Annotated in this window: 26 protein-coding genes; 4 read left to right on the top strand and 22 right to left on the bottom strand. The window is 60.4% G+C overall.

Annotation, left to right across the window (positions count from 1 at the left end; all coding sequences use genetic code 11):
• Positions 1 to 120: 120 nt before the first annotated feature.
• The 17 genes from BGO16_RS08730 to BGO16_RS08655 form a co-directional block, all read right to left on the bottom strand.
• Positions 121 to 1,005: a nucleotidyl transferase AbiEii/AbiGii toxin family protein gene (locus BGO16_RS08730; protein ID WP_292618381.1), complete on the bottom strand. Its 885-nt coding sequence runs from the start codon at positions 1,003 to 1,005 to the stop codon at positions 121 to 123.
• A 5-nt stretch (positions 1,006 to 1,010) separates the two neighbouring features.
• Entirely contained in the window at positions 1,011 to 1,610 is a 600-nt protein-coding gene (locus BGO16_RS08725) for a type IV toxin-antitoxin system AbiEi family antitoxin domain-containing protein (RefSeq protein ID WP_292618238.1), read from the bottom strand.
• A 160-nt stretch (positions 1,611 to 1,770) separates the two neighbouring features.
• Complete coding sequence (locus BGO16_RS08720; protein ID WP_292618236.1) at positions 1,771 to 3,735, bottom strand: relaxase/mobilization nuclease and DUF3363 domain-containing protein; 1,965 nt, start codon at positions 3,733 to 3,735, stop codon at positions 1,771 to 1,773.
• A 221-nt stretch (positions 3,736 to 3,956) separates the two neighbouring features.
• Positions 3,957 to 4,652, bottom strand: coding sequence for a lytic transglycosylase domain-containing protein (locus BGO16_RS08715; protein WP_292618234.1), 696 nt, complete (start codon positions 4,650 to 4,652; stop codon positions 3,957 to 3,959).
• Positions 4,653 to 4,885: 233 nt separating this feature from the next.
• Positions 4,886 to 5,131 carry a hypothetical protein gene (locus BGO16_RS08710; protein WP_292618232.1) on the bottom strand — a complete coding sequence of 82 codons (246 nt, stop codon included), beginning with the start codon at positions 5,129 to 5,131 and terminating at the stop codon, positions 4,886 to 4,888.
• A 35-nt stretch (positions 5,132 to 5,166) separates the two neighbouring features.
• Entirely contained in the window at positions 5,167 to 5,496 is a 330-nt protein-coding gene (locus tag BGO16_RS08705) for a DUF736 domain-containing protein (RefSeq protein ID WP_292618230.1), read from the bottom strand.
• 34 nt (positions 5,497 to 5,530) lie between these two features.
• Positions 5,531 to 6,094 carry a S26 family signal peptidase gene (locus BGO16_RS08700; RefSeq protein WP_292618228.1) on the bottom strand — a complete coding sequence of 188 codons (564 nt, stop codon included), beginning with the start codon at positions 6,092 to 6,094 and terminating at the stop codon, positions 5,531 to 5,533.
• On the bottom strand, positions 6,091 to 6,561 hold the full coding sequence (locus tag BGO16_RS08695) for a DUF2840 domain-containing protein (protein ID WP_292618226.1): 471 nt from the start codon (positions 6,559 to 6,561) through the stop codon (positions 6,091 to 6,093). Before BGO16_RS08695 ends, BGO16_RS08700 begins: the two co-directional genes overlap by 4 nt.
• Entirely contained in the window at positions 6,558 to 6,833 is a 276-nt protein-coding gene (locus BGO16_RS08690) for a chromosome partitioning protein ParB (protein ID WP_292618225.1), read from the bottom strand. Before BGO16_RS08690 ends, BGO16_RS08695 begins: the two co-directional genes overlap by 4 nt.
• Positions 6,830 to 7,165: a hypothetical protein gene (locus BGO16_RS08685; protein ID WP_292618224.1), complete on the bottom strand. Its 336-nt coding sequence runs from the start codon at positions 7,163 to 7,165 to the stop codon at positions 6,830 to 6,832. Before BGO16_RS08685 ends, BGO16_RS08690 begins: the two co-directional genes overlap by 4 nt.
• 186 nt (positions 7,166 to 7,351) lie before the next feature.
• Positions 7,352 to 8,332, bottom strand: a complete 981-nt coding sequence (locus BGO16_RS08680) for a replication initiator protein A (protein ID WP_292618223.1) — start codon at positions 8,330 to 8,332, stop codon at positions 7,352 to 7,354.
• A 17-nt stretch (positions 8,333 to 8,349) separates the two neighbouring features.
• Positions 8,350 to 8,580, bottom strand: coding sequence for a helix-turn-helix domain-containing protein (locus tag BGO16_RS08675; RefSeq protein WP_363091720.1), 231 nt, complete (start codon positions 8,578 to 8,580; stop codon positions 8,350 to 8,352).
• Between the two features lie 69 nt (positions 8,581 to 8,649).
• On the bottom strand, positions 8,650 to 9,234 hold the full coding sequence (locus tag BGO16_RS08670) for a DUF2285 domain-containing protein (RefSeq protein WP_292618379.1): 585 nt from the start codon (positions 9,232 to 9,234) through the stop codon (positions 8,650 to 8,652).
• Positions 9,235 to 9,256: 22 nt separating this feature from the next.
• Positions 9,257 to 9,490, bottom strand: a complete 234-nt coding sequence (locus BGO16_RS18140; RefSeq protein WP_363091718.1) for a DUF6499 domain-containing protein — start codon at positions 9,488 to 9,490, stop codon at positions 9,257 to 9,259.
• Positions 9,491 to 10,077: 587 nt separating this feature from the next.
• On the bottom strand, positions 10,078 to 10,749 hold the full coding sequence (locus tag BGO16_RS08665) for a DNA methyltransferase (protein ID WP_292618222.1): 672 nt from the start codon (positions 10,747 to 10,749) through the stop codon (positions 10,078 to 10,080).
• A 376-nt stretch (positions 10,750 to 11,125) separates the two neighbouring features.
• Entirely contained in the window at positions 11,126 to 11,440 is a 315-nt protein-coding gene (locus BGO16_RS08660) for a DUF736 domain-containing protein (RefSeq protein WP_292618220.1), read from the bottom strand.
• 790 nt (positions 11,441 to 12,230) lie between these two features.
• A complete protein-coding gene (locus tag BGO16_RS08655) occupies positions 12,231 to 12,470 on the bottom strand; it encodes a helix-turn-helix transcriptional regulator (RefSeq protein ID WP_363091755.1) in 240 nt (79 codons plus the stop codon).
• A gap of 250 nt (positions 12,471 to 12,720) precedes the next feature.
• Here BGO16_RS08655 and BGO16_RS08650 point away from each other — a divergent pair, with 250 nt between their 5' ends.
• A complete protein-coding gene (locus BGO16_RS08650; protein ID WP_292618217.1) occupies positions 12,721 to 13,020 on the top strand; it encodes a hypothetical protein in 300 nt (99 codons plus the stop codon).
• 127 nt (positions 13,021 to 13,147) lie between these two features.
• Here BGO16_RS08650 and BGO16_RS08645 read toward each other — a convergent pair whose 3' ends face one another.
• Together BGO16_RS08645 and BGO16_RS08640 are read right to left on the bottom strand one after the other, a co-directional pair.
• Complete coding sequence (locus BGO16_RS08645; protein ID WP_292618216.1) at positions 13,148 to 14,308, bottom strand: restriction endonuclease; 1,161 nt, start codon at positions 14,306 to 14,308, stop codon at positions 13,148 to 13,150.
• Positions 14,292 to 14,681: a very short patch repair endonuclease gene (locus BGO16_RS08640; protein WP_292618378.1), complete on the bottom strand. Its 390-nt coding sequence runs from the start codon at positions 14,679 to 14,681 to the stop codon at positions 14,292 to 14,294. Before BGO16_RS08640 ends, BGO16_RS08645 begins: the two co-directional genes overlap by 17 nt.
• Positions 14,682 to 14,797: 116 nt before the next feature.
• On the opposite strand from BGO16_RS08640, the gene BGO16_RS08635 reads away from it, so the two are divergent.
• The 3 genes from BGO16_RS08635 to BGO16_RS08625 are packed head-to-tail and all read left to right on the top strand — an operon-like array spanning position 14,798 to position 19,244.
• Positions 14,798 to 15,745: a DNA cytosine methyltransferase gene (locus tag BGO16_RS08635; RefSeq protein ID WP_292618215.1), complete on the top strand. Its 948-nt coding sequence runs from the start codon at positions 14,798 to 14,800 to the stop codon at positions 15,743 to 15,745.
• A gap of 2 nt (positions 15,746 to 15,747) precedes the next feature.
• Positions 15,748 to 17,853 (top strand): sensor histidine kinase, encoded by a 2,106-nt coding sequence (locus BGO16_RS08630; RefSeq protein ID WP_292618214.1) that lies wholly within the window; start codon positions 15,748 to 15,750, stop codon positions 17,851 to 17,853.
• Positions 17,850 to 19,244, top strand: coding sequence for a hypothetical protein (locus BGO16_RS08625; protein WP_292618213.1), 1,395 nt, complete (start codon positions 17,850 to 17,852; stop codon positions 19,242 to 19,244). Before BGO16_RS08630 ends, BGO16_RS08625 begins: the two co-directional genes overlap by 4 nt.
• A 689-nt stretch (positions 19,245 to 19,933) precedes the next feature.
• On the opposite strand, the gene BGO16_RS08620 is transcribed toward BGO16_RS08625, so the two are convergent.
• Genes BGO16_RS08620 through BGO16_RS08610 form a run of 3 tightly spaced genes read right to left on the bottom strand, consistent with a single transcriptional unit; the run spans position 19,934 to position 24,445 of the window.
• Positions 19,934 to 20,614, bottom strand: coding sequence for a hypothetical protein (locus tag BGO16_RS08620; protein WP_292618212.1), 681 nt, complete (start codon positions 20,612 to 20,614; stop codon positions 19,934 to 19,936).
• Positions 20,611 to 21,486 carry a hypothetical protein gene (locus BGO16_RS08615; RefSeq protein WP_292618211.1) on the bottom strand — a complete coding sequence of 292 codons (876 nt, stop codon included), beginning with the start codon at positions 21,484 to 21,486 and terminating at the stop codon, positions 20,611 to 20,613. Before BGO16_RS08615 ends, BGO16_RS08620 begins: the two co-directional genes overlap by 4 nt.
• A gap of 13 nt (positions 21,487 to 21,499) precedes the next feature.
• Positions 21,500 to 24,445: a patatin-like phospholipase family protein gene (locus tag BGO16_RS08610; RefSeq protein WP_292618210.1), complete on the bottom strand. Its 2,946-nt coding sequence runs from the start codon at positions 24,443 to 24,445 to the stop codon at positions 21,500 to 21,502.
• Positions 24,446 to 24,719 lie beyond the last annotated feature (274 nt).

Raw genomic sequence — 24,719 nt, 5'->3', positions numbered from 1 at the left:
GCAAGTCTGTCTTGCGGCGATCCGTCACGCGGCCCGCAGAGGCGTTTCGGCGTTGAGGAGGAGCAGTCGCATCGTGTTGCGTGCCGGTGTGTTGCGGAACTGGTGATTCACCGTCGCAAGCTATCCCCACGGGCCGGGCGCAACCCAGCGCGATGGCATGTCGCCATCGGAGGACAGATGTTTTGCGATCGGTTCGAGGAAGGCCCTCAAGGAACCTGCAACGTCGCTGAACGATGACGGTACATGATCCTGTCCGAGCCGTCGGTGGAATGCCTGCCATTGAACCTGCTTCGCATTGACGAACGTGTCGGCGAAAGCGTCGATCGCCTCCGGCATGACGGTGCCGCGCTGCTTGAACGTCAGGCGGATGGCCTCGGCCAGCGTCGCGCCTTCAAAGTCGAACTGCCGTGACAGCAGCCAGATGTCGTAAAAATCCTTCATGCGGCTGTTTAGGGCGCCCAGCTTCACCATCGCCTCGAATTTTTCGGCGATGGCGCTCTCCCGGCTGTAGCAGAGCAATCGCGGCGCCGGGTCATCCAGCATGGTGGGAAGTTCAGCTTCTTCCGGCTCCGGATAGATGACGTCGCCAAAGCCGATGTCGATCTGAATGGTGATGCGCGCCGTGTCGAGCCCGGCGCGAAACCGGACTCTGAGGCCCGTATAGTCTGCATCCGCGTCGATACTTTCGGTTTCGATCGAGTCCGCATCGAAGACAATGCCGTCGTCTTGCGACGGCACCGCGAGGACGTCACGGATTTGCGCGACGATGTGGGATGTCTCGTTGCTCGTTCGGCCGAGCATGTCGATGTCCATCGTCGGACGAAACTCCGGCGCGCGCCAGACACGCAGCATCAACGCGCCCTTCAAGATGAAACGGGCGGCATGATCGGAACGGGACAGCCGGTAGAGAAACCGTTCCATCGCGTAGTATTGCAGCAACTCGTTGAACGGGCGTTTGTCGTTTCGGGCGCGGTTGAGAAGCCGTTGCCGGACTGATGCGGCCACATTCTTCAAGAGATCGCCTCCAGATACGGCCGCATGACGTTCTCCACCCGGCAGACCTTGGCGTATTTGAGCAGCTTGCCGGAGTCGAATCTCTTGCGCTGCCGGTAGAGTTGGAGCGCCTCCAGAACCACGTCCATTCCGATCCGGTTGCGAAACTTGAAGCTATCGACGATCGACTTCTCGGCATCGTAGATGCGGACCGGCACGCCGTCGATGTCGTGACGCTCGATGCCGGCTTTGAACGAGGCATCCGAGAACCGATGCGCGAGGATAGGCGGATGGTCGAGCGCGGGAAGGCGCGCATCGCGTGGAACGGCCACGGAAACCGCATGAGGAATCTGCGTGGTGATCCCGTGCCAGGACAGCGCCGAAATCAGACAAATCACGGCGTGGGGATAACGCAGGCTGACGGTCACGAGATCGGGATTGCCGATCGGCGGGAGATCGGCAAGACGATAGAGGCCGCGGCTGATCTGCTCGATGGTCCCCCGCTCCTTGAGGGCATAGAGCGTATAGCGGCTCAGGCCGTGACGGATCGCTTCGATCATGCGGAGCTGGCCGCCGTGGGCGCGGAAAATGTCTTCGGGTCGGGCCGTTTTCAGCATCAGACAAAACGTCTCCATTTGTAAATAAGTGGTGACATTATGTCTGATCCCGCCAATCATATCAATGCCCGTCGCACGGCAGCGGTCTTCACTGGCAATGGAAGCGGAATCCCGCTCTTTTCGGCAGAAAGAGCGGGATTCCGCATGATAAGTCCGCCTTTCAGACACCCATCCCCCGCTGTCGCCCGAACATCCACGACACGCTGTTGCCGCGGGCGATGCCGGCGACGGATTGGCCGAGATGCTTTTCCAGCACCGGCCGCCACGGCACGAGACTGAATCCCAGGCCGTCATCGAGCATGGCGAAGCGGCCGCTGGCGAGCATGACGGAGCGGCGGTAGATGCCGCTGATGCGCTCGCCGTCCTGCACGACGTGATGCTGCAAGCCGGTCTCGCCGGCGATCTTCTTCGCGACGGCGTCGATCTCGCGGCCGCGCAACGTGGCGAGCAGGTTGCGGGCGAAGACGATGCGCTGGCCGCGCCGCTGGGCGAGGCCCTGATCGACAAGATAATCTTCGCGGTTGCGCATGGCGTCGCGGACCTCAGCGCCGAAGCCGGACTGGCCGAGTCCCGACAGGTCGCCGAAGCGTTTACGGTCGAGCCAGGTGGCGCCGATGGCGCGGGTCTGCCGATCGATCGGCAGGTGCGAGCGCAATTCGACATCGACCCCGCCGAGTCGCCTTGCGTCATAGGCTTTGCCGCGTTCCGGCAGATCGGTGGGAACACGCCACACGCCGTCCTCGACGCGCTCGACGATGCCGGCGCGGCGCAGCGCTTCGAGGCGGCGAACGTGGGCCGCGACAAAGCTGTCCGGATCGTGTTCCGGAGCCGCCTTCGCGCGCTCGACCGCGAGATGATGGTCGGTCCGATAGATGCCGTCCGTGGCGAGGCCGGCAATGGTCCGGTCCGCCGTTCGTTCGGTCGCGGCGCGGGTCTCGACGATGCCGCCGATCGGCAATGCGTCGAAGTCGGTGCCGGCCGCCAGCAGAACGTAATGGGCGCGGCCGTCGACGCCATCGACGATCAGATAGCCGCGATCGTACAGTTCATCGGCCAATCCCTTGTCGACGATGCGGCCAACGACCGGGGTGTGCGCGGTCGCGCCGTCGAGCACGACGAAGTCGCGTTTCAGGCCGGTCATGGCGCGCTGCATGGTGCGGATGATGTCGCCGCGCTCGCTCATCCGGCGCAAGATTGCCTCCGCGTCGGCATGAAGCGTCCAGATGCAATTGCCGGTCTCTTCGGCCAATCCCATCACGGTCAGCTTTTGCAACCGGCCAATCATGGGCGTGCGGCGGAAGCGCGCCTGGGCGTTCGCCGGCTCGGACAGCAGATTGACGACGCCGGCTTCGGCTTCGCGCTGGATCATGCGGTCGAGGCCGGTCCAGCGCTCTTGATCGACCTCGCGCAGCATGCCGTCGCGGATTTCCATCTGGGTGCGGGGACCAAGCCATTCGGTCGCCAGTTCGCGGGCACGATTGCGCATCCCATGCGCGATGTAGTCGCGGGCGATGACCAGATCCGATCCGTCCTGCTGGCGGCCGCGCAGCACGATATGGGTGTGCGGATTGTCGGTGTTCCAGTGATCGACCGCGACCCAATCGAGCTTGGTGCCGAGATCGGCTTCCATGCGGCTCATGAGATCGCGCGTATAGGTCTTGAGGTCGCCGATGTCGCCGGCGTCCTCGGGCGAGACGATGAAGCGGAATTGATGCCGGTCGCCGCGGCCGCGCTGCTCGAAGGCGTCGATGTCAGCCGCATCGGTGGCGGGGCCATAGGCGCATGCCTTGCTTCCGTCCTTGGTTACGCCGTCGCGCTCGATGTAGCGCAGATGGCGGATGGTCGCGCGCGGCCCGACCTTGGCCAGATTCAGCAGCCGAGTCTTGATGACGACGCGCCGAGAACTGCCGCGCAAGGACTGGCCGGCGAACTTCGCCGCGACATGGCCGCGGCCGAACCGGGCGCCGCCGCGCGAGGGCTGTCGCCGCAGCGTTCCGCCATTGGTCGGGCCGATCTTCGACGCGGCCTTGAGCACGCGGCTGGTGAACTTCGGCGCCCGCGCTGTGCCGCGCGATTTCGGCGGCGCGACCTTCGGCCGGAAGCGGTCGTCGTCACGCACCGGCATGACGACGCTCCGGACAAGCCAAGACAAGCCGATGCGACGAAGCACGCGATCGCTGCTGTCGCAACAATGGCTTGGCTCCTTCACAGGCACGCGGCAACGTCCGCCGCGCGCCGCCCCAACCGACGTGCAGACAACACCTTTCGGACGGTCGCGTGCCGTCCGCTTTTATCTTGCCGTGCGCCCCAGGCGCTCTGTACTGCTGCTTCAGCGTTGCCATGTCGTCATTCTTTCTGCACGTCGGGGCTGTCGTTCTCAGGTTCTTCCGCTGGCCTGTCGCGTCGCTTGTCGGCCGCAAACAGGCTCCGCGCGGATGACGTGGTTGCGCCGGGTCGCGCCGTCGCGTCGATCGCAAAGAGCGATGTCTTGCGCGCGCCGGCCGGACGTCCGCTGGAGCCCGCGAACAGGCTTGGCGCGGCCTCGCCGATGACGGGCGTAAGCTTGTCGAGAAAGGCCGTCGTCTCGCCCGGAAGCGGCACGCCGAGGAGCTTGTGTTCCTCGTAGCGTGCGGGTCCGGCATTGTAGGCCGCGAGTGCTCCCGGCATGCTGTAGCGATCGCGCATCTGTGCGAGATAGGCGACGCCGGCAATGATGTTGTCGCGCGGATCGAACGGATCGCTGCCAAGCCCGTGACGCGCGCGCAACTCGTCCCAGGTCGGGGGCATGATCTGCATCAGCCCCATCGCGCCTTTCGGAGAGACCGCGCGCACGTCACCGTGGCTTTCGACACGCATGATGGCGCGTATCCAGGTCTCGGGAACGCCGAACCGGCGCGATGCTTCGGTGATCGCCGTCGTCCACGGATCGGTTGCGTCGAAGCGCTCGGCGAACGTACTGCCGGGACGCGGCCGAGTCTCGGGCTCGGCCGCCGCAAGACCGCGCGATAATGCCAGTACGATGCAGATGGCGCCTACCTGCATGATGCGCCGACAGAGCGGGTAGCGCGGTGATCGCAGGCTATCGCGCCCCAGCGCCGTCAGCCTGCCACCGTGCTCGCTTCGGTCAAGGGCAAGGCTGCGCCGACCGTGCGGCCGCCCTTGACCTGCGCTGCGTGCGATGGCCGCCTGTCGGGCGATCGGGTCGGAGGGATGATCCGCGATCCGATCGATCGGAGGGATGACGAAAGTGAAGGAGCAAAGGGACGCGCGCATCATCATCTCAACTGTGCCTCCCCTGAATTTCGCCGAGTACTGGTTTTGCCGCTGGCGAGATCGACGACGGAGCCGTTGGCGAGACGCACGCCAATCACCACGTCGCCCAAGCGGTAGTTGTTGTTGTTGCCTCTGAGGCGATAGCCGGCGTCATCGACGACGCGGATATCGAACCATTCGTTCGGTTCGGTCTGGCCCCAGTATTTGCTGCGCCGTTTGATGCGCGCCACGAGTTGCTGGTCCGTCATGTCGGTCTCCGTTCGGATGAAAGCCGGATCGGGCCTCACCCCTTGTCGTCGCGCTTCGACGGTCGATTCCACATCAGGTTCCAGACCTTGGCGTCGGCCTCGGACTGGAACAGCGCGGCGCGCAGCGGCTGGGCGAACGTCGGATCGTCGAGAGTGATCGAGAGATAGTCGCCGGCCTTCTCGCCGCTGCGGCTCCACGCGGCGCCGACCTCGCGGTCGTCGGAAGCAAAGATGCGATGGTCCGGCGCGTTGTCGGCGTCGGATTTTTCGATCGGACGGATCGTCAGTTCGACGTCGAGCGAGAGCGTGCGGATACGGCCGCTGAAGCCGGTCTTGGTCTTCGTGAAAGTGCCGATCTGAGTCATCGTGTCCTCCTGCGTGCGGGTTGAAATCGGACCTTCACGGTTCGCTGTCGGCCGGCCGGGCGGATGTGTCATCCGTGGCCGGATCGGTGTCGTCGGTGGTCCACACGGGAATGGCGCGTCCGACGATGGTTTTCACGGGAAGCGGCCCGAAGTAACGGCTGTCGAATGAGTCGGGCGCATCCCAGTTCATGAGGAAGACTTCGCCATCCTGGAGCGTGCGGCAGCCCTGCCACACGGGCAGCGGCCGGCCGCGGCTGTCATGTGCGCGGGCGACGGCGTAGCGTCCGCCATAGGCGATGATGATGCGGCCCTCCCGGCAAACGGTGTCGCCGTGGAGCGCGAACACGCGCTTCAGGAGCGGCACGCCTCTCGGCAGATAGCCGCGCTCCGCGAGGAAGGTCGCCAGTTCATCCGGCGGCTGGACGATGGCGACGTCCGTGACCGCGATTCCGGTCGCCGGCGCGACGCTGTAGAGGCCGATCGGCAGGCTCGCCGAAGCATTCCAGATGAATCGCGGCGCGTGTTCCGACCAGACGGGGGCGGCGACCAGCAACGCTCCGCCGGTCATCATCGCCAAGGTCATGCTGCGCGCGGTCATGACAGCAACTCGCGGCGGCGCAGCCAGGCGCGATGTTGCTCAACCGTATAGGCATGGTGCGGCTGGCGCAGCCGGAGTCGATTATGAACGTGCTGCCAATAGTCCGGCGCCGCGTCGGACGGGTCGACGCCGAGGGCTTCGACGGCGTCGACCGTCTGCAAGACACGCTCGACCTTGTGCCAGCCGGATGCGAACAGCAGCGTCTCCGCACCGGGATGCACATAGGGCCACGCCAGGCACGTTTCGCCCGGCGCAACCGTGCGCATGATGGTGAGGTGCGAGAGGGCGGTGCCGTAAGGGCCGCGCTCCCATCGGAGCAACGCGAAGATGCTGTTAGGCGCGAATAAAGCGAGCCGGCGACGGCGATCAAGCCGCCGCTCGCGCACCGGCTTTGCAAAGCGCAGCCGGATATTGATGCGGTCGCGTTGAAAGACGGCAAGGACGCTGGTGTAACTGCGCGTGGTCATGCGTCCGCTCCGTCTTCCGGAAAGCGCGTCTCAAGCAGGTCGCGAACCATCTCGGCCACGGTGACGCCCTGCCTGAAGGCGGCGACCTTGATGCGGCCGCGCAGCTCCGGCGTCACGTCGATGGTGAGACGCGCCGTATAGATATCGGCCTTCGGTAGGACACCTTGCGGAGGCGTCTCCACGGGCATTTCCGCGCCGTTGCCCTGCTGCACCCAGGCGTCAGCCGTGGGGGCGGCAGGCTTTACGCCGAAGGCCATGCGTTTGCCGCTCATGGTAGACCTCGCGCGATCTCTACGGTGACGGCGGCGATCTCCTGCGCCGCCGTGCCGTCCGGCTCCAGTTCGCGCGCCAGCCGGCCAGTGGCGACGCTCTCAGCGAAGACGACGCGCTGGTGAATGTCGGCGGCGAGCGCGGGCAGGCCCTCCGGCGGGATCAGCACTAGGTCGGCGGCGAGGATCGCGGATTGGGCCAGCGCGGTGACGCGCGGCGGTCCGTCGATGACGACGTGATCGGCGCCGTGCGCGATGTCGGGCACTTCGACATGCAGGGTCTCGCGCGGCAATCCGATGACGCCGCCCTTCTGGTTTAGGAGCGCGACGATCATGACGCGCGCTCCCGTCGAACGCTGGTGTGCGCGTCAAAGCATTCGATTATTATCGTATGCGATTGGCAGAAAGCAGATTTCGGAGTAAGGTTTGATATTGATTTGTTTCGGGATGGATGTCCCGCCACGGCGTATCCACAAGCGACGCCGCCTCCAAAAACAAAGTTAGATTCTCGGTTAGAGAAGTTAGGGGCGCGAGTTTGCGCTGCGCCGCAATTGCTTAACGCATGATCGTGCCTTCGATAGCACGACTGTTGCGCCTTCGATAGCACGAGGCAAATTGCCTTTGATAGCACGAGAGGTTTCACAGCTTTGCACAGCCCCCTGTGAATGAGTGGATGGCCGTGACGCGGCCGGTGTGAAGGCGAGCCGTTCGCGGCCGTCGTCGAGCCGGTCGATGCGCAGCCGATAGCCGGGCAACGGCTGGCGGCGCACGATGTCGCGGAGGTCGCAGGCGAAGTTGGAGAAGCGCGAGAGGCTTCCGGACTTGGCATGGAGATGGCGGAAGTCGAAGCTCCAGCCGCCGGCCTGGCGGCCGCCATGCTTGCGCACAAGCCGGTACAGCCAGCGTTCGATGCCGCCGAGCAGCTCGAAATAGTTCCGGTCGATGGTGAGGATCAGCGCGTTGTCGAGCACGCCTTCGTAGAACCAGTCCGGCACGATCAGCTCGATGCCGAGCGGCCGGCCCTTGGTGTCGAGCCGTTCCTTCCATTCGTTGATCCAGGAGAAGCGATGCCGGCGCCGTTCGGAGGGTTGGCGGATCGAGGTGGCGACGGTGGTGGCTTGCAGGCGGTCGAGCGCGGCTTTCAGGCGCTGATAGTCGCGGACGGAGGTGCCGCGGCCGACAAACGTGAGAATCTCGTAGGGCGTGGTCGCCATCAGCCGCGAGGTGCGCAGGCCGAGGTCGCGGGCTTCGACGATCTGCGAGGCGGCCCAGATTAGGATGTCGGCATCCCAGATGGTGGCGAGGCCAAATTCGGCCGGCGCCTCGACATGGATGCGGACATTGCCGGCCTCGAACCGGATCGGCTCGATGCGCTTCGACTTGGCGAGAGAGAAGAACGGATAGGCCATAAGATCCTGCGAGTCGCGGGTTGCCATGTCGCCGGGGCGCGATCGGAACAGTTCGAGCTGGTCGCGCTCGGATGTGCGTCTGCGCGCCGCCATGCGTCGTTCGGGCGCGTTCAGCGGGCTTGGGCGTAGCGGGGATCGGAGGTGGTGTCGCAGGCCCGCGCCTCGATCCAGCTTTCGAGGTCGTCGATGGCATAGACGACGCGGGAGCCAAGCTTGCGGAACTTCGGTCCGCCGCCGATGACGCGCTTCTTGTTCAGCGTGTGCGGCGAGAGCTTGAGATAGGCGGCCGCTTCCTCGTTGGTGAGGTAGCGGCTCGCCTGTTTGGATTCGGTGCGATCCACGAATTGCCTCCGTCTCAGGCTGGCCGAGCGAAGCCCGGTCCAGCGGTTCGGAGGCAGTTTCGGAAAAGCCTATCCCGCCCGGTATGGAGAATCTTTGCGCGCGCGTTTTCTCCCTGCCGTGGCCGTCGCCGGCATGGAAAACTCGCCGGCCCTGCGCGCCGCCGCGCCCCACAGGAGACTGCGATAGCCGCCGTTCATCCCGGTGCGGCCGCGTCGGATCAGGTAGCGGACCCTGGCGCGCAGTTCGCTGTCGCCGTGCCACTTCTCCGTCACTATGCGCGTGCCGAAGATCGCGATGGCGATGTCACGCTCGCCGGCGCCGGCGAGGTGTCCGTCGAGGGCCTGCAAGGATTGCATGGTGATGATCGGCTCGGTTGCGCCGCGCCGGCCGGCCAGGTTGGCGGGGCGTCCGGATATCACGGTGAACATCTCGTGCGCTTCACGCAGGCGTGCGCTGGCCCTGTCGTCCGGCGCGATGGCAAACGTGAACGGCATGCCGGCATTGAGCACGTCGGCAATATGGAGATGCCAAGAGCGGCCGCGCCGGCAGAATTTCAGCGCGAGGCGGTTGCCGTCGTGTCCGATGGCCTTGCGGCCGGGAAAGGTCCAGGGATCGAAGACCGGCGCGGCGGTCTCCGGGTCTACATCCGGCACGATCGACAAGGCGATGTCGGGATCAGGCTGCCAGAATGGCAGCGCGTCGCGGGCATCGTGGTCGGGGTTCTCGAAGAAATCGCAACCCCCATTTCAGCGCGCGGCCGGGCGATGACGATCGCCGCCGCGAGCCGAAGCACCGCCAGTCATTGCGATAGTCGGGGTTGCGACGCAGGTGTTCCCAGGCAACAGCCGGACGATCGAGAACAAGGATGTAGAGATAGGCGGCGTTTGCCATCCAGTCTTGTGTGGGCATGATTCCTCCGCGCGCATTTCCCGCTGCTGCTTCTTCCGAAGAGCAAGTGTGTCCGTAATCGCGACAACCGAAGGTTTAGCTTCGTCGTCGAAGAGCTAAGAAGGTCTGAAGGCGGTCGGAAAAATTTTAGCTGTCGGAACGTGTCGTTGCGGCACGGCCCCGCCGCTGATCCGCATTTACGGATCGGCGGAAGTACTGCAACAGATACCGGCTATGGCCGAAGCGTTCGCCAGGGCTCGCGCGTTCCCGCGCGGCGATAGCATAGGCGGCGGCAACGAAACGGGGTCCATAGGTAAATCAGCGGCTCAAAGCCGTTCCACCAATCCGCGTCAATGTCGCCACAACGTCCCTCGAAAGAAGATTCCCGCTCGCTTCGTAGAGCCGAAACTCCATCGGCAGAGCGTCGCCCTGTTCAGGGGTTCCGCGGGTGGCAACGCCATTCGCATCCTTTCCCAAACCGATGCAGCCGCCATGATGGTCTTTCGTAACGATCCATCGCATGATGTCGTCCTTTCCGATGTTTCAATAATGAGATTGCAGCGCTCGCCCTGCGGACGGGCGCGCATGTGTCGGGAGAGAGGGGCGGCTTACGCTGCCGCCCGGTGATGTTGCGGGGATGCCGGCCGCTTGCTGGCCGTGCGATAGTGGCCGTTATCCAGTTCGATGCCGATCCAGTTTCGCCGGAGTCGCTGGGCCGCCGCCAGCGTCGAACCGCTGCCGCAGAACGGGTCCAGCACAAGGTCGCCCGGCTTCGTGAAAGCCTCAATCAACGGCGCCAGCGCCTCGACCGGCTTCTGCGTCGGGTGCAGCCGGTTTCCGGTATAGGGAAAGTCCAGAACATCGGGGACAGGCCGTTCGGGCCGGGCAGGATTTCCCTTCGCCAGCAAATAAGCCTGCTCGTGTTCGTAGCGGAGGAAGCGCGCCGCCGACGCATAACGCTTGCGGAAAACAAGATGCCCGACAACGCGGAAGCCTGCCGCCTTCCATGCGTCCATGAACAGGTCAACCTTGTTCCAGCCATAGAACGAAACGGCAAAGCCGCCATCTTTCAAAACGCGGTGCATCTGGTTGAACGCGGGGCGAAGCCAACGGCCGTTATCATCATTGGCGACGGTGCGGCCTGCGCGATCGCGGAAACGGGTCACATAGGGCGGATCGGTCAGAATGAAGTCCACCGATCCCCTATCGAATGAGCGCATCACGTCGATGCAATCGGCATTGAAGACCACATTCCGGGGGGCGTTTGCGTTGCTGGTCATGTCTCTATTCCTTCGGGTTTGGGGTTCAGAGAAGCGAAGCGTCGCTCCTGAACCCTTGCCCGTCGGCGAGACCGGGGAAGCAAGGCGCCAGAGAACTCTTCGGCACCGTGGAATAAATGGAGGGGACCCGTTTACGGGGAGGCGGCCGTTTATGCCGCGAAAGGCCGGAGAGTTTTCTTGTGCCGCGCGAGGGCAGCGCCCTGAGCAACAATTCCGGCGGAAGCTTCAGCGGACGCTGGGGAAATATCTGATCGGGATTCTGAAACCTTAAAACCGGAAACGCCATACAATCCCGATCTCCGTAATTCCTGAAAAGCGAAGACGGACATGAGCATGGGGAAGCCCCGCTCTTGCGAGCGCGGCTCGGTGGTCTCGACTAGTTAGCGACGCGGCGTCGCGACCAGATCAGGGCGAACTCACCCTCGGTGTCCGTCTCGACCAAGCTCGCGTAGATCGGGGCCGGGAACGAGGGGTCGTCGAGCTTGATCGAGTGATAGTCGCGCAACTCGCGCGAAGTCTTCTTCCATGCCGCACCGAACGCGATGGTTCCGGCGAGCACGCGGAAGGCGGGACCGTTTTTGGTGTCGCTTTCCGCCGGCGCGAAGGTCACCGACTTGACGTTGAGGGTAAGCGTGCGGATCGAACCGGAGAATCCGTTGCCGACGCGGGAGAAAGTGCCGATCGTAGCCATGATGCAATTTTCCTTCTGCTGATCGGGCTGCGGCCCATCGCGGCCTCGATGATGGTCGATGGACCGAGGACGATCGGCGTGCAGCACCCGGCGAGGACTTTTTTTGCCTTTCGCGGTGCAAAGCCGGCCCTGCCGGCGGCGAAAAAAAGCCGCAGGCGGCGTGTTGGAGGTTTAAGATCGAGGCGACGCACTTCGTCGCCGGTCTTCGGTTAGACCAAACCAATCGAGGACGCCCTTGAGGCGCGGCGTGAAAAGACAGTCAGAGGAAAACGCGATCTGGCGACAACGATCGGAAGCACGCTTTCTCGCGTCGCCCGAACGGCTGTGTAGGCTCGATCAAGCAGGTGCCGAACCCTCAACGCCGAGTGTTCTTCGTGTCGCAGCGGAAGGCTTGAGGTCGTCCGCCCTTCGCTCGCGCCACCATCTGAGTTTGGTGCGGCATGGCAAGACAGCAGTCCGTCCAGTACGCCGACAATCCTCGCACAAGCTGTTGCGACGATCCGCTCCTGGACTCGACCGATCTGCGAGAATGATTGAGCACGAGGGTCAGGATACGACTCGATCTGTCGAGGGCTTGTCGCCCGACATCGGCCCCTGCGAGCCCCTGCGTGAGTCGGTGCGGTCGCCGAAATGTCCGCCGCCGCCACGCTTCGCGTCATGGGTTCGTCACAGAAGGCGAAGACCCGCAAGGGGCTTCGGAAGCCGCCGCAGGCGGCGCGTAGAGCCCGGCCCGAAGGGCGACGCCCAAATCACTTCCAATACTCACTACGTTGTTCAAAATGATTCTGAACTATGACGGCTTGCGTGTGGCCTTATGCTTGTGGGTAATCTTCGCTACGTCACGAAGGACTTCATGGGGATCGAAGCCGATCACTTCCGCCAGTTCAAGGAACTCGACAACATCGACCCGGCGGCCACCGGATTCAATCGCCGCGACGACGGATTGATATCGGTCAAGAGCTTCGGCAAGGTCAGCCTGGCTCATGCCGGCTTCGCGACGCTTGTCGACAATGTGTTGAATGAGACGCATATGCCTGGGAGATCGAAGTGTTTTCTGCATATGCGCTGCCGGCCATTGACGAAGCCGACAGATCAATCAAACCGAAATACAGATAACCAGAAAATCTGGTTGAATCTGACACGGTGAATCCCAGTGATGGATTCTCGACTGATGGCGGACCGACACCCGGTGCTGGGCCGGCTTTATCGGGTCTGGCTCGCGCCCGTGAAGGTGCCGCCATGCCGCAACCGGGCGTCTGGCTGACTTGGATGATGTGATCGTGGTGGTTCGGCGCCCGGCCGAATCGGATGGGACGGCGAAGATCGAACGCAGCGGCAAGGCTATCGACAGGCTTTTTGGCACCGCGTTGACCGGCGAGGCGGTCGGGCGGCTCACGCCATCGCGCGAAGACGCAGAGAACGAGACGGCGATCGTTTTCACAACGGGTCGCACGCTGATGATGGAAGACCACGTACAGCTTCCGGGCGGCCTGACTCGCGTTGCGCGGCTATATCTGCCGTTTGCCGACGCCGCTGGCCGGGTGGATGGCGTTGTGGTCGGCATTGCCAGGGCTGCCTGAAATCCACAAAAGTGGATCCAAGTATCCCGGAAGACGGAGAGAGGGACGGCCTATACAGGCGCTACTAAGTGTCGATAATCCTAAGCGCAAAACTTCGCGATCATCAACAAATGCTCCGCTAGATCGCTTAGAAAGATGACAGCCATTGTTGGAGAGCCCTCTGAGTGCCAAAGCCGGCAGCTTTTAGAATTCTAACGATGTCGCGTGCGGCAATGATCACGATCGGATGCTGATCCTCTTTAATCTCCTGGTATGCCTGTGTTGCGACGTACGATGTCGTGACAAGAACTCCGAATTGCCGGTGCCGTAATCGTGAAATCAGCCGTGACAAATCCTTTACGCCTACAGATATTGAATCACTGTAGCATTTGGCTTCAAGTGCGAAATCCACAAGCACGGCTGAGGGACCAGTTCCGATGCGGTACCGGCCCACAGCGTCACGCCCGCCGTCGCGGATCCGTCTTGTGAGGTCGATTGATGCAATATTCTGTAACATCATCTCGGCGATTTTTGCCGCACAAGGTTCAAAGCGGTAATGATCTTCTGAGAAATAATCCTGAATGGTAGCGATGATCGCGCGCCCGGCGACATCCTCAGCGAGTTGCTCGCCCGGACTGCGATGGTCTAAAACACGCGGTGCTTTCAACGGTCGGCTTACACCTTTTTCCACCCAAGCCCGCCATACCGCCGGGCAGTTTTCTGAAAGCGGATCTCCGGCCTTCACGTCCTCGATCCAACGCTTGGCAACAACCTGACAGTCCAACACCGTGAATTTTGCCTGATAATTCTGAAACCGCTTGCCTTCCTTCATGCGCCAAAGTGCGACGAGATCGCTATTGGCATCCAGACTCTCGACTCCGGGAACGGCGAGACCCAGGAAGTCCACATCACGATAGATGCCAGTGTTCGAAAAGATGAGAACAGGTGGCACATTCGCGCGAGCTGCCTTCTGGCCATGAGCTTTGTCAAACATATCCCGCAGCAGAAGGTTGCCGAACCTCGGCGTCGAATGGAGTTCATGTCCAGGCCTTCGGTTGTCGCCGTAGTAGGTGAAAATACCTGTCTCCCTGTCGAGGTTGTCTGGCCAGTCATGTTCCTTTGTCGTCAGCGTGAGAATTGCCAACTTCGGTGCTTCCTTTGTGCCGATATAGCGGAAGCCGCCCTGATTGCTAACACCGACCAGATGCGGAAGAGGATCATCCGAAGCATTTCCGTTGCGCCCGCCCTGATAGATGGCATCGACCAAAAGGTCAGTTGCCCGCAATTCTTCTTTACGGCTTGCGTCCACGTCGGGCTGCCTTTCTCAGAGTACGTTTCACATGATCCGCCAACTTTCCCGGATGGCTTTTGATGTCGTGTTCCCAAAAGCGGATGACTGTCCATCCTTCATCTCGCAGCGCCGCGGCAACCCGTTCGTCTCTTGCTCTGTTTTTTCCAATCTTGGCTTTCCAAAAGGAAGAATTCGTTTTCGGACTCACACTGTGATCCGGGCAGCCATGCCAGAAGCATCCGTCACAAAACACGGCCACTCGGGATCCTGGAAAGGCGATATCCGGCCGTCCAGTTACCTTGTGACGCAGCCGATAGCGGAGCCCGGCTGACCAGAGAGCCTTACGGAGCATCATTTCGGGCTTGGTGTCCCGATCCCGTATCTGCGACATACAGTAGCTTCTTTGCCGCGGATTCAATACATCCATGGTCTGGCTCCATTTTGTGCCTGGTCAGACGGAATCCGACCTGGTAGCCTGGCCCGCGTTTTCATCGGTTGGGGCGCGGAATGACCAGGACACTCGACATTTTCAGTGGTGGCGGCGGCAGCAGCTACGGCGCACGCAATGCTGGAGCCGAAATTGTCTGTGGTATTGATCTTTGTGAAGTGGCAGCCGCTACTTATGAAGAGAATTTCCCGGAAGCCACCACCATCACAAAGGCGCTGGAAAACATCAACCCCCGAAAGCTTCACGACTCCATCGGAGACATTGACCTGCTTCTGGCGTCGCCGGAGTGCACTAACCACACCTGCGCTAAGGGTTCGGCTCCGCGGTCGGAGAAAAGCCGTGCCACAGCCATGCAGGCCTTGCGCTTCGCCAGGGAGTTCAGGCCGCGTTGGCTGATCCTGGAGAATGTCGTCCATATGCGCCCGTGGTCCCGCTACGACGAACTCAAAGAGTCGCTTGAGAATATTGGCTATCACTTGACCGAATTTGTCCTGGACGCCTCGGACTTCGGGGTGCCTCAGAGCCGCCGCCGGCTGTTTGTGGTCTGCGACCTTGAGGAGCCTGTAACCGCGATCAAGCGGCCGCGCCGCAAGCGCAAAACCGTCAGTGATATTCTCGATCCGCTTGGTACCTGGGAGACAACGGAGCTATTTAGCCCAAAGCGAGCAAGGCCGACCCTGGAGCGCGCCGAAAGAGCCTTTGCCGAAGTGGGTAAACGTGCAAGCTTTTTGCTGGTCTACTACGGAACGGATGGCGGCGGTGGATGGCAGCGGTTGGACCGTCCTTTGCGTACCATAACGACCGTTGACCGTTTTGCTTTGGTCGAGCCGGGCGATGACGGTCATCAGATGCGCATGCTACAGGTACCGGAACTGAAACGGGCCATGGGGTTCAGGTCGGACTATACGATGAGCCATGGTACGCGACGGGAGAATATAAAAATACTCGGTAATGGTGTCTGTCCGCCAGTGATGGAAGCAATTGTCGAAACCATAACTTCAGGATGAGTATGGCCGTAACGGCGCAAAAAAAGTCCGGCAGCGAAAAGCTGATTTTCAGGGTGCGACCGCGCCTGCTGACGCTCCTTGGCGATCAGCTCATCAAGGACGCCAATCTTGCGGTCTTCGAACTCGTGAAGAACGCGTATGATGCTGATGCAACTGTTTGTGCTGTGACGCTGGAATATCCCACCGATCCGACAAAAGCGTGCATTACCGTTGAGGATGACGGCATCGGAATGGACGAAGATACGTTGCAGAACGTGTGGATGATGATTGCCACTGATTTCCGTGCGTTGCAGCGTCAGGAGGACAGGCGCACCAAGAAGTTTCACCGCTTCCCGCTAGGGGAAAAGGGTCTTGGTCGCTTGTCGGCTCACAAGCTCGGGCGCTCCATTCGTCTGATCACCCGCCGGCGCGGTGGTGAAGAACTTGTACTTGATTTTAATTGGGACAGGATTGAAAGCGCAGACGATCTGGAAAGCGCGGGAATTGATCTTGAAATTCGTCAACCGGAAACATTCAAGGGCAACCAGCACGGCACCTGCTTTGAAATAACACGGCTGAGGGAGGCCTGGAACCGCGGCCAAGCTCGGCGTCTTCACCGTGCCGTCAACAGCCTTTGTTCACCCTTCAAAGGGCCTGAAGATTTTGAAGTGATGTTATCGATCCCTGATCATGAGGAGTGGCTCAAGAATCTCTTTACAGCGGAGGACGCTAACAAGTGTGCCCTCTACCATGTGCGGGGATCGTTTGAGGCGAAGTCCGGAACGTTTGATTACACATTCACACCGCCGCCCGGGTATTCAAAGCAGCTCACGAAAACAACTGAGAAGGGGAAGGAGGTTGCGCTTGAGAAGAAGGTTGAGAACAGTAGAAAGAGCGAGGCTCTCGACCTTTCAAAGCACAAGATCGGTAAAGTGAGTTTCGACTTCTGGCTTTTTGACCGTGATCCTGCGGTGCTTCGCGATGTAACCGATGACGTGAAAGGTCTCAAAGATTATCTGGATGAGAATGGCGGCATCCGTATCTATCGTGACGGCATCCGTGTCTACGATTTCGGAGAACCCGGAAACGACTGGCTCAATCTCGACATCCGGCGCGTCAATACTCCGACCGCACGTACCAGTAACAACCAGATTCTGGGTGCATTGTGGCTCGATGCGACTGAGAGCGGAGACCTCCGGGAAAAGACCAACCGCGAGGGCTTTATCGAAAATGAGGCCTTTGAGGATTTTCGCGCCGCGGTGATCAGTATGCTCACCCAGATGGAGGCGGAGAAGACCAAGGACCAGCGCAGGCTTCGGGAAGTTCTTGGCAAGGGCACGGGCAAACGGGTTTTCGAGAAGCTTGCCGAAGTGCGCGAGGTATTGGAGCGCAAAGGCGTCCTCGCAGAAGTCGAGCCGAAGCTGAAGGCCGCCGAAAAAGAGATGGAGATCTATCGTGACCAGCTTCTCCACGCAGCGGTCCCCGGTCTCACAATAGGAATGATGCTCCACGGTGCCGAGAAAATACTCGATGAATTAAGGGCGGCAACGAGTCGGGGGGCCCACCCGGTCCGGATCAAAGAACTTGTTGACCGTCTTTATCGTGCGATGCGTCCGGTTACGAACCTGCTGAAAAACCCCAATCCAGGGAAAACCTCAGCTGGTGTTCTGATCAAGGAGGCCATCTTCAGTGCGGAAATCAGACTGAGGCGCCATCATATCACGCTCATCAATGGCATGGAAATGGACTGCCCGGACTTCAAGATCCAAGGGTCCAAGCAAATGCTGGTCGCCTCGATCACCAATCTAATCGACAACAGCATACACTGGCTGGAGACCAAGGCCCCGAAGCAGAAGTATCTCTATATCGGCACCACCGAGGATATTGAGGAAGGCCCGGCTATTGTTGTTGGAGACAACGGCCCCGGCTTCGGGAAAGATGATCCCGAAGACCTGATCGCCCCATTCTTCACACGACGGGCAGGGGGTATGGGCTTGGGATTGTATATTGTCAGTGAAATTATGCGCGTCAGCCAGGGCCGCGTTGTTTTTCCGAGCAAGAGCGATGTTGACCTTCCCGATCAGATCAAGGGCGCGGTTGTCGCCCTTCAATTTCTGGAAAAGTCATGATCAATCAACTCGTGTCACCTTCGGTTTGCGTCATTGACGACGAGCCGGATGACTACAACTGCATTTTGAATGCCCTTAACGAGCTCTACATCAGCGCGGTCTGGATTCCTGGAACAAGTCTGGATCAGCTGCCTCCGCGACCATTTCCGAGACTTCAGCTGGTATTTCTCGATCTGCACCTGACCAACAACCTCGGAAAGGATGCAGCCTCACACACTGCGAATGTTTTCAAGAATGTTGTATCGGCCGATACAGCGCCAATTGTCGTTGTCATTTGGAGCAAATACGCCGATGACCCTGTAACAGAGGTAGGCGTCCCCGCGGAAGATCAGGAGACTGAAAGCGAACTGTTCAAGCGCACGCTGCTTGAGGCGGAACCAAAGTTCAAAAACCGTCTGATTTTTCTGGAGATGGACAAGCCGAAGAAGGAAGATCGCCCAGAGGATTGGAATGCCCGGTTGCAGAAGCAAATAGCTGCGACGCTTGGCAGTCAATCGGCCATTGGATTGCTCTGGACCTGGGACGGGCTTGTTAAGGACGCGAACTCTGCCCTTATGGCGAGTCTGACCGATCTTGCGGAAGAGACGGCGGGCGGTGTCGATACACAATTGACCGACGATCACTTGAAAGAAGTGCTTCAGCGTCTCTCAAAAGCAAAAGGCGAGTCCGACTTATCGGAAGCCACGGCTCCTGGCCACCTTGTCGCGATCCTTTCGCAGCTTTTGATGGATCAGCTTGAACATTCGGGCGGTGGACGGGCGCTTGTTGACCATGGGGCTTGGCTCAATGCAACGCCGACCGGAAAGACCAAAGCCAGCATCGCTGCGAAGATGAATGGTTTTCTTCTTACAGCTGGATGCACAGAGGGGGTGATCCCCTATCTGCCTGGCACTGTTTATGTAGCAAACGAGGTCGAGTCCTTCCTGTCAGTGTTCGGTTCTGATCGTGAGCATCTGGAAAAGATATTCTGCAATATCACTCGCAGCCAAACCAATTCAGTTAAGATGGATGAATGGTACGCCGCCGTCAGGCCAGTTCTGCTTGAAATATCGCCTGTTTGTGATGTTGCCCAGAACAAAAGACGCAATGCTCATCTCGTTGGAGGACTTGTTATCCCGGCTGCAAAAGTCGGGACGATAAAAACAGGTAGTGATGCTTGGGCTATTCTCCCGCCAGGGAAGACAACCTTCGCTCTCAGATGGCCTTTAGCCGGATTTGCGGCCGATGAAATTAAACTGGTTTTTCATCATAGCCTGAAAGTCACGCTGAATGCTGCTGCGGAACGGAAATGGTTCTCACCATGGTTCAGATTGCGCGAATTGCCGACTACCGCGATCAGAAACCCCCACATGTCGCATGGATCGCGCGTAGGTTATGTTTCTGTCGCGTGATCACATGTGCCTCACATCATGCGTGCTAACCAAACCACGAATTGCGTTAGATTGAGTTCACGATGGGCGTTGCCGCCCCCTTTTGCAGGCGAAGCTTGCTGAGCTCCAGGCGCGGGCCCGCAAGACGTGGAATGGGCTTGAACGCGAGGCCGTCATTGAAATCGTCCGTGCCGCTGGTTATGCCGCCCTATATTATTTATTGCCCGTTCGAAGGAGAAGATTTCTTGAATGAAGCTGCTTTGGATGAATTGCGGAAAATTCTCTCTGGCGTCGCGTCTGCACTTGCCACCTTCCTGCCTTTGATGAGGGGAGCAGAGGACTGCCCTTTAATCCATCCACGCTTCACATTCGCCCGCTGGACCGATTCGATGCTTTTCGACTCGGCACGCTCGCGCGGTTGCAGCGCTTTGCCGGCATGGAGCGATACGGTTTGTCGCGAAGCGAAAAGGTCGACGCGGCCACGATGCGAATGGAGATGCACCCGGGCATCGCGGAATTATAGCGTTTTCGAGCGAAGTGGATACCGGTTCGCGCGAAGAAAACGCGTCAAAACAACAATCTAGAGCTTCGCTTCTGATTCAATAAGAAGCGAAAATGCTCTAATGGACGTGCACGCCACGCATTGGTTGATGCGAGAAACCAAGCACCGTATTGCGCTTAAGCAGCGTCCGCCTCCACGACAGCTCTCGTCAGCGATTAGTGGCGGTGATTAGCCACTGAAAGAACGCCATTAACACGGCGACCGCGATGGCCACGACGACGAGGTTCGGCTCCCGGAGCGGGCGGTAATCTTCGTTACGCGCCGCCTTGATGCGGGCGCAGCCATGAATGAGGATCGTCAGCAGCACTGCACCGGCCAGCGCATAAATGAGATAGACGAGCAAGGGGCGCACTAAACGCGAGTCACAGACCACGCGTATCCAAGGCCCCGGCTCGAACGGACACAGAAAGTCCTGGATCACATCGCTCGGGCGTGCGAACCATCCGTTGAGCCCCAACGAAAGACATATCAGGGCCAGCGCAAACGCCCAGGTGCCGAGCATCGACGAGACCAGGGAACGGGCAGCGTCGTAGTAATTTTCCGAGCGCGGATAACCGATCGCGATTACCCCGGCGACGCAGACCATCGACGCCACCAGAATGATGACGAGAGCTGCCGACGGCAAATAGCTCTCGAGGTTGAAACCTGCTGGCAACTGCTGCGCATAATAGTATTGGAGAGGAACGACGAGCCAAAGCAGCTTCGGGAAGACCTGCTGCATCCATTTAGTCTGGAGCAGCTTGTTGATCGGCAGCAAGCGCCATTCCAGTAGACGCCGCCAGCCGGACTTCGGCGCCACGGGCATCGTGCTTCCTGCGTCCAGGCTCATCGGTCGGTCCAAGTGATCATCTTCGATGTTAACGGAATCACCCGCCTTCCCTCGAGCCGTTTTATGACGAGTAGCGTTGATTTCGGCTTCCATCCGGCGGCCGCCTGCATGGCGTCGTCATAGGCGTTGCTGAACCAGCCGCCGTGCGGCACCGGCCCGGTCGGAATAGGCGATGCAAAGGAGACGCAGACGCCGTGGGGCGTGTCGCGATAGGCGAATTGCGAGCTCAGCCCCTGGTAACTCGACGACGACGCGTAGGCACGCGGCACCAGCGTCATGGCGACTTCAAAGGCGGAGTCTAGGTCACGCCGGTTCACATCGGAGAAGCCGTACGTGCCATTGAGGTCGAACGCCTTGTCGTCGTCGGTCCAGACGCAATCATTTGCCGCGACATCCTGAATCGGCATGTGAAATCGCCGGGTCAGGTCGTAGCTCTTCTGGCGCGGATGGTGCGGATTCGACAGATGATGATCCAGATACTCCGTCAGCGTCACCAGCCGGTCACGTTCCTCGAATGCCGGAAGCACGTCCCGGGAGCAGCGCGTTCTGACTGGCGGGCGATAGACATAGGCCTTGTTCGCCCGCTTGCTCAGTTCGGCAATGGTCTGGGTCCGGACGTGCCACACGCCCTCGTAGTCGTGCCCCTGCCGTGGCCGCACCGGCGCGGTGATCAGGACGAAGCGCGCATCCCTGTCATAGGAGAGCGGCGCGCCGTTCACCGGCGCATACTGATATGGCGGCTGGCTGCGGGCGTAGAACAGCCCGGGCTTGTTGATCGCGGCGCAGATCGCCTGCTCGTCGAAGTTCTGCGCGACGACAGATCCTACAGAGACCGGCAAGAGAAGCACGGCGACAGCGAGTTTCATACGCATCACATTATCCTCCCTAAGGGCTCGTCACTGTACCGGCACAGGGACCAACCCCGGCTCCTGTAGCAGGCACTGCCGCTTGCGGCTGCGCTGGCGCTGGTCTCGTCGGCGGCGCAGCCGGCTTGGCGGCATGTGCTCTGATAGCCTCCACAAACGCGTTGACATCCAAATAGGTCGTACCCGCTGCGCCATCGATATGGTCGATCGCGAAGCGGCCGAGTGCGCGATAGGCTTCGAATTGCGACTCGCCGAAGAATTGGTCCGCAGTGCTTTCGTGCGGGAAGACCGTTGCCTTCAGGGCGTAGCTGCGGACCGAGATCGGTTCGATGCCTTGGAAGTTCGGCTTGATGTAAACAAGGATACCCTCCTTGTCGCCAAGATCACGGTACTTTATCTTGGCGACCGCAAAATAAGGCCCTTCGACGGGCGGCGTCTTGCGGGACACCATCTTCAGCGCCTCGAACTCGATATCGACATCCTGATCGATCGAGATTTTCCGGCATGCATTGCCGAGATCCTCGAAGCCGAAGTCTGGATCGCATCCTGCGTCGCTAATGATGATCAGTCGGCAGCGGCGCCGAACCATCTCGTAGAGCCCGAGGTTGTCGAAGTGCCCGCCGTCGGAAAGATAGACGTAGCCCTTCGTACCGTCAGTCAATCCTAGCGCTTCTTGGATCATCGGCCAGACGGCGATCCTTGGACCCGCGTGCTGCCAAGTGCTGTTTCCGGCGGAGTTGGGATTGCCGAGCCAGGCGCCGAGGCGGACGTTGAAGAAGGTCAGCAGCAGGCTAAGGGCGGGCGAGGAGTGATAGCCCATGTTGGGACTTGCAGCGGCGCCGGAGATCGCCATTGAGGTTCCGACGCTGATGCCCTTGCCATAGTTTTTCGATGCGCGGTAGCAGCCTGAAGCTCCGCTCAGATCCGTGCGCAGGACCTGCGATTCGCGGTTCTGATCCCCGCAGCCGCACCACCATGGCGTCACGACGAAGGACATCGCCTTGCGCTCCTGCCATGCCAGTTCGCGCGTCGCGATGATATTCATCGCAATGTTTTGCACGAGATATTGCGGCGGAATTCTTCCTTCGTCCGGTGGAGCGTTAGGCCAGAGATCGCTCAGATTGAGATTGTCCTTTTCGTAGAAATCTGTGAACGCATTGGGTTTGCGATTCTCCTTCGAGGCGCCGAGAAAAGTCCTGATCAGCCGGTTGCGATAGACACCGTGAAGCGAGAAGCGGTTGGTATTGACGAACCATGATGCGACTACGCCGACGAGCACCGTCCAGAGGAACACGACGAAGAGTGACCCAAGCACGTCATACTTTGCATCGAACCAAAGCGCATTATACCCGGGCAAGACGCACGCGGGCAGGACGAGCCAGTCGACCACCGCGGAAAGAACGCTGGTTAGTATGATGATGAACGCGGTCGCGGCCACCGCGAGGACGACGTTGAGCGAACGGCGAGCAAGAGTCGCGTAGCCCTTCTTGAAGAGAGCCATGGTCGCTGACGATTTGCCAACTAGGCTCGCGACCACGCCGGCGAGCCCGCCGGTTGCAATCAAGCCACTCAGCAAGGTGCCCGACTCTCTGTAGAGATAGTTGATGCCGTACGAACCAAGATAGATCACGGCAAAGGTTAGCGACCAGAACACCGCCGCACGCGCGTGATAGCCAGCGGCCCTGCCCAGCCACTCCCGCTCGGCGTCGCCCCAGGACACCTTGCCGGTCAACGCGCAGTAAAGCAGTTCGGCGAGAAACACCGCGGTCATGAACACCGACGGTCCGAGGCACATCAACATGAACACTTTGACCGGTGAGACCGCAGTGTCAGTCGCGTCCGACGACGGTGCACTGATGGCGTCGATGATCCTGGCAAGCAGCAGGCCAACGACGGCGCCCGAGGCGGTCAGCGCCAATACGATCAACATTCCCCTGTGCAGTACGCCCTTGTGCAGCTCTCCCGAGCGGATGTTCTCCGACGTCGACTTGTCGTCGTCTTTGCCGGCACGTGGCGGCGTGAATGACAGGGCGAGAACTGCAGCAAGGAAGTAGGTTCCGGCAGCGACCACCGCGACGTTCCCATACCATTTGAGTTCTTTCAGGAATGATAGCAACTGCAGTTGGTCACTGCCCTTGACGTTAGTGTCGACCACAAACTGCTGATAGATCTTCAGGGCGGCAACGCTGATCAGCAACCCCGCAAGAAGCGTCGGCAACAGTTCGAGCGCAAGGAAGCGCGAGCGGCTGGAGGATTCGTCGCCCCAGCCCGGCCGCTGCTGGAGGGAATCGACCATCGACGTGCCGGCAAGAACGACGGTCAGGAGGCCGAGCATGGCGATCTCTGTGTCGCTGGCCTGGAACGTCCAGGCCCATTGAGTCACCAATTTCAGCAGAATGATCGCCGCCAACAAAATGGGAATCAGCACAAACCAGTTCAGCAGCAGGTTGCGGACATACAGCGCGACCAGCGCCAACATGTCGGTCGAGAGCAGCCCTGCACTCGGTGACAGGTAACTGCTGTACCGGCGCAGATGATGAAGTGGGGAGATCGTTGCATTATGCGGACCGTCGAGGAGTTGCTTCTCGGCGTTGTCGTAGCCGGTACGTTGCACCCAGGCCGTCAGCATTGCGCCGGTATAGCCGCCACCGGACACCGTGGAGAGATAGTCGAAGCTCCTCAGAATCTTTCGTGCGGCGAGCCCTTGCACCACCCCGAGCGCGAACGCAGAGCTGCGAATGCCGCCGCCGGACAAGCACAACGCCGACAGATTGAGACTCCCGGCCCTGGTGGCAAAATCCTTCAATTTTTCCGACAACGCTTTTGGATTGTGCGGCGGCGCGGGATTGGGTTGTGGGTGGCGTGCAGCATCCGCGAGCAGCGCACGTCGTTCTTCAATCGCATGCAGCTCGCCCAGCAACACGTCGCCATTATCGACGATATCCGCGACAACAGGTTGCGGCATGGCCAAAAATCTCGCCGGCGTGAGCCTCTATCGGATCGAGGCCCGGGTGACTCCACACGGAAATCACAACATCATTTGAAATATCACTCCAAGATTGCACGGAGTTTTTGCCCGCGCCAGCACAATTTCGATATGCGCGCCTGCAACGACGTTGTCGGGCTAACGATTCCGCCAGTTGAATCGACTGCTCGCGCTCAGCCGCGATACGCGGCGTTCAAGACCGGGCCGGAGAATCGGCGTCAGCGGATGCCTTAGAACAGAGGCACCGGGATGG

It is taken from the genome of Nitrobacter sp. 62-23, assembly GCF_001897285.1.
In the GTDB taxonomy this organism is placed as follows: Bacteria; Pseudomonadota; Alphaproteobacteria; order Rhizobiales; family Xanthobacteraceae; genus Nitrobacter.
This window is presented reverse-complemented; position numbering and strand designations above follow the sequence as displayed.

Bases quoted from the DNA above. Each gene is read 5' to 3' on its own strand.
- BGO16_RS08725 (WP_292618238.1), bottom strand. From the start codon at position 1,610: ATGCTGAAAACGGCCCGACCCGAAGACATTTTCCGCGCCCACGGCGGC.
- BGO16_RS08720 (WP_292618236.1), bottom strand. From the start codon at position 3,735: ATGCCGGTGCGTGACGACGACCGCTTCCGGCCGAAGGTCGCGCCGCCG.
- BGO16_RS08715 (WP_292618234.1), bottom strand. From the start codon at position 4,652: ATGCAGGTAGGCGCCATCTGCATCGTACTGGCATTATCGCGCGGTCTT.
- BGO16_RS08710 (WP_292618232.1), bottom strand. From the start codon at position 5,131: ATGACGGACCAGCAACTCGTGGCGCGCATCAAACGGCGCAGCAAATAC.
- BGO16_RS08705 (WP_292618230.1), bottom strand. From the start codon at position 5,496: ATGACTCAGATCGGCACTTTCACGAAGACCAAGACCGGCTTCAGCGGC.
- BGO16_RS08700 (WP_292618228.1), bottom strand. From the start codon at position 6,094: ATGACCGCGCGCAGCATGACCTTGGCGATGATGACCGGCGGAGCGTTG.
- BGO16_RS08695 (WP_292618226.1), bottom strand. From the start codon at position 6,561: ATGACCACGCGCAGTTACACCAGCGTCCTTGCCGTCTTTCAACGCGAC.
- BGO16_RS08690 (WP_292618225.1), bottom strand. From the start codon at position 6,833: ATGAGCGGCAAACGCATGGCCTTCGGCGTAAAGCCTGCCGCCCCCACG.
- BGO16_RS08685 (WP_292618224.1), bottom strand. From the start codon at position 7,165: ATGATCGTCGCGCTCCTAAACCAGAAGGGCGGCGTCATCGGATTGCCG.
- BGO16_RS08680 (WP_292618223.1), bottom strand. From the start codon at position 8,332: ATGGCGGCGCGCAGACGCACATCCGAGCGCGACCAGCTCGAACTGTTC.
- BGO16_RS18140 (WP_363091718.1), bottom strand. From the start codon at position 9,490: ATGCCCACACAAGACTGGATGGCAAACGCCGCCTATCTCTACATCCTT.
- BGO16_RS08665 (WP_292618222.1), bottom strand. From the start codon at position 10,749: ATGACCAGCAACGCAAACGCCCCCCGGAATGTGGTCTTCAATGCCGAT.
- BGO16_RS08660 (WP_292618220.1), bottom strand. From the start codon at position 11,440: ATGGCTACGATCGGCACTTTCTCCCGCGTCGGCAACGGATTCTCCGGT.
- BGO16_RS08655 (WP_363091755.1), bottom strand. From the start codon at position 12,470: ATGCGTCTCATTCAACACATTGTCGACAAGCGTCGCGAAGCCGGCATG.
- BGO16_RS08640 (WP_292618378.1), bottom strand. From the start codon at position 14,681: ATGTCGCAGATACGGGATCGGGACACCAAGCCCGAAATGATGCTCCGT.
- BGO16_RS08635 (WP_292618215.1), top strand. From the start codon at position 14,798: ATGACCAGGACACTCGACATTTTCAGTGGTGGCGGCGGCAGCAGCTAC.
- BGO16_RS08630 (WP_292618214.1), top strand. From the start codon at position 15,748: ATGGCCGTAACGGCGCAAAAAAAGTCCGGCAGCGAAAAGCTGATTTTC.
- BGO16_RS08625 (WP_292618213.1), top strand. From the start codon at position 17,850: ATGATCAATCAACTCGTGTCACCTTCGGTTTGCGTCATTGACGACGAG.
- BGO16_RS08620 (WP_292618212.1), bottom strand. From the start codon at position 20,614: ATGAGCCTGGACGCAGGAAGCACGATGCCCGTGGCGCCGAAGTCCGGC.
- BGO16_RS08615 (WP_292618211.1), bottom strand. From the start codon at position 21,486: ATGCGTATGAAACTCGCTGTCGCCGTGCTTCTCTTGCCGGTCTCTGTA.
- BGO16_RS08610 (WP_292618210.1), bottom strand. From the start codon at position 24,445: ATGCCGCAACCTGTTGTCGCGGATATCGTCGATAATGGCGACGTGTTG.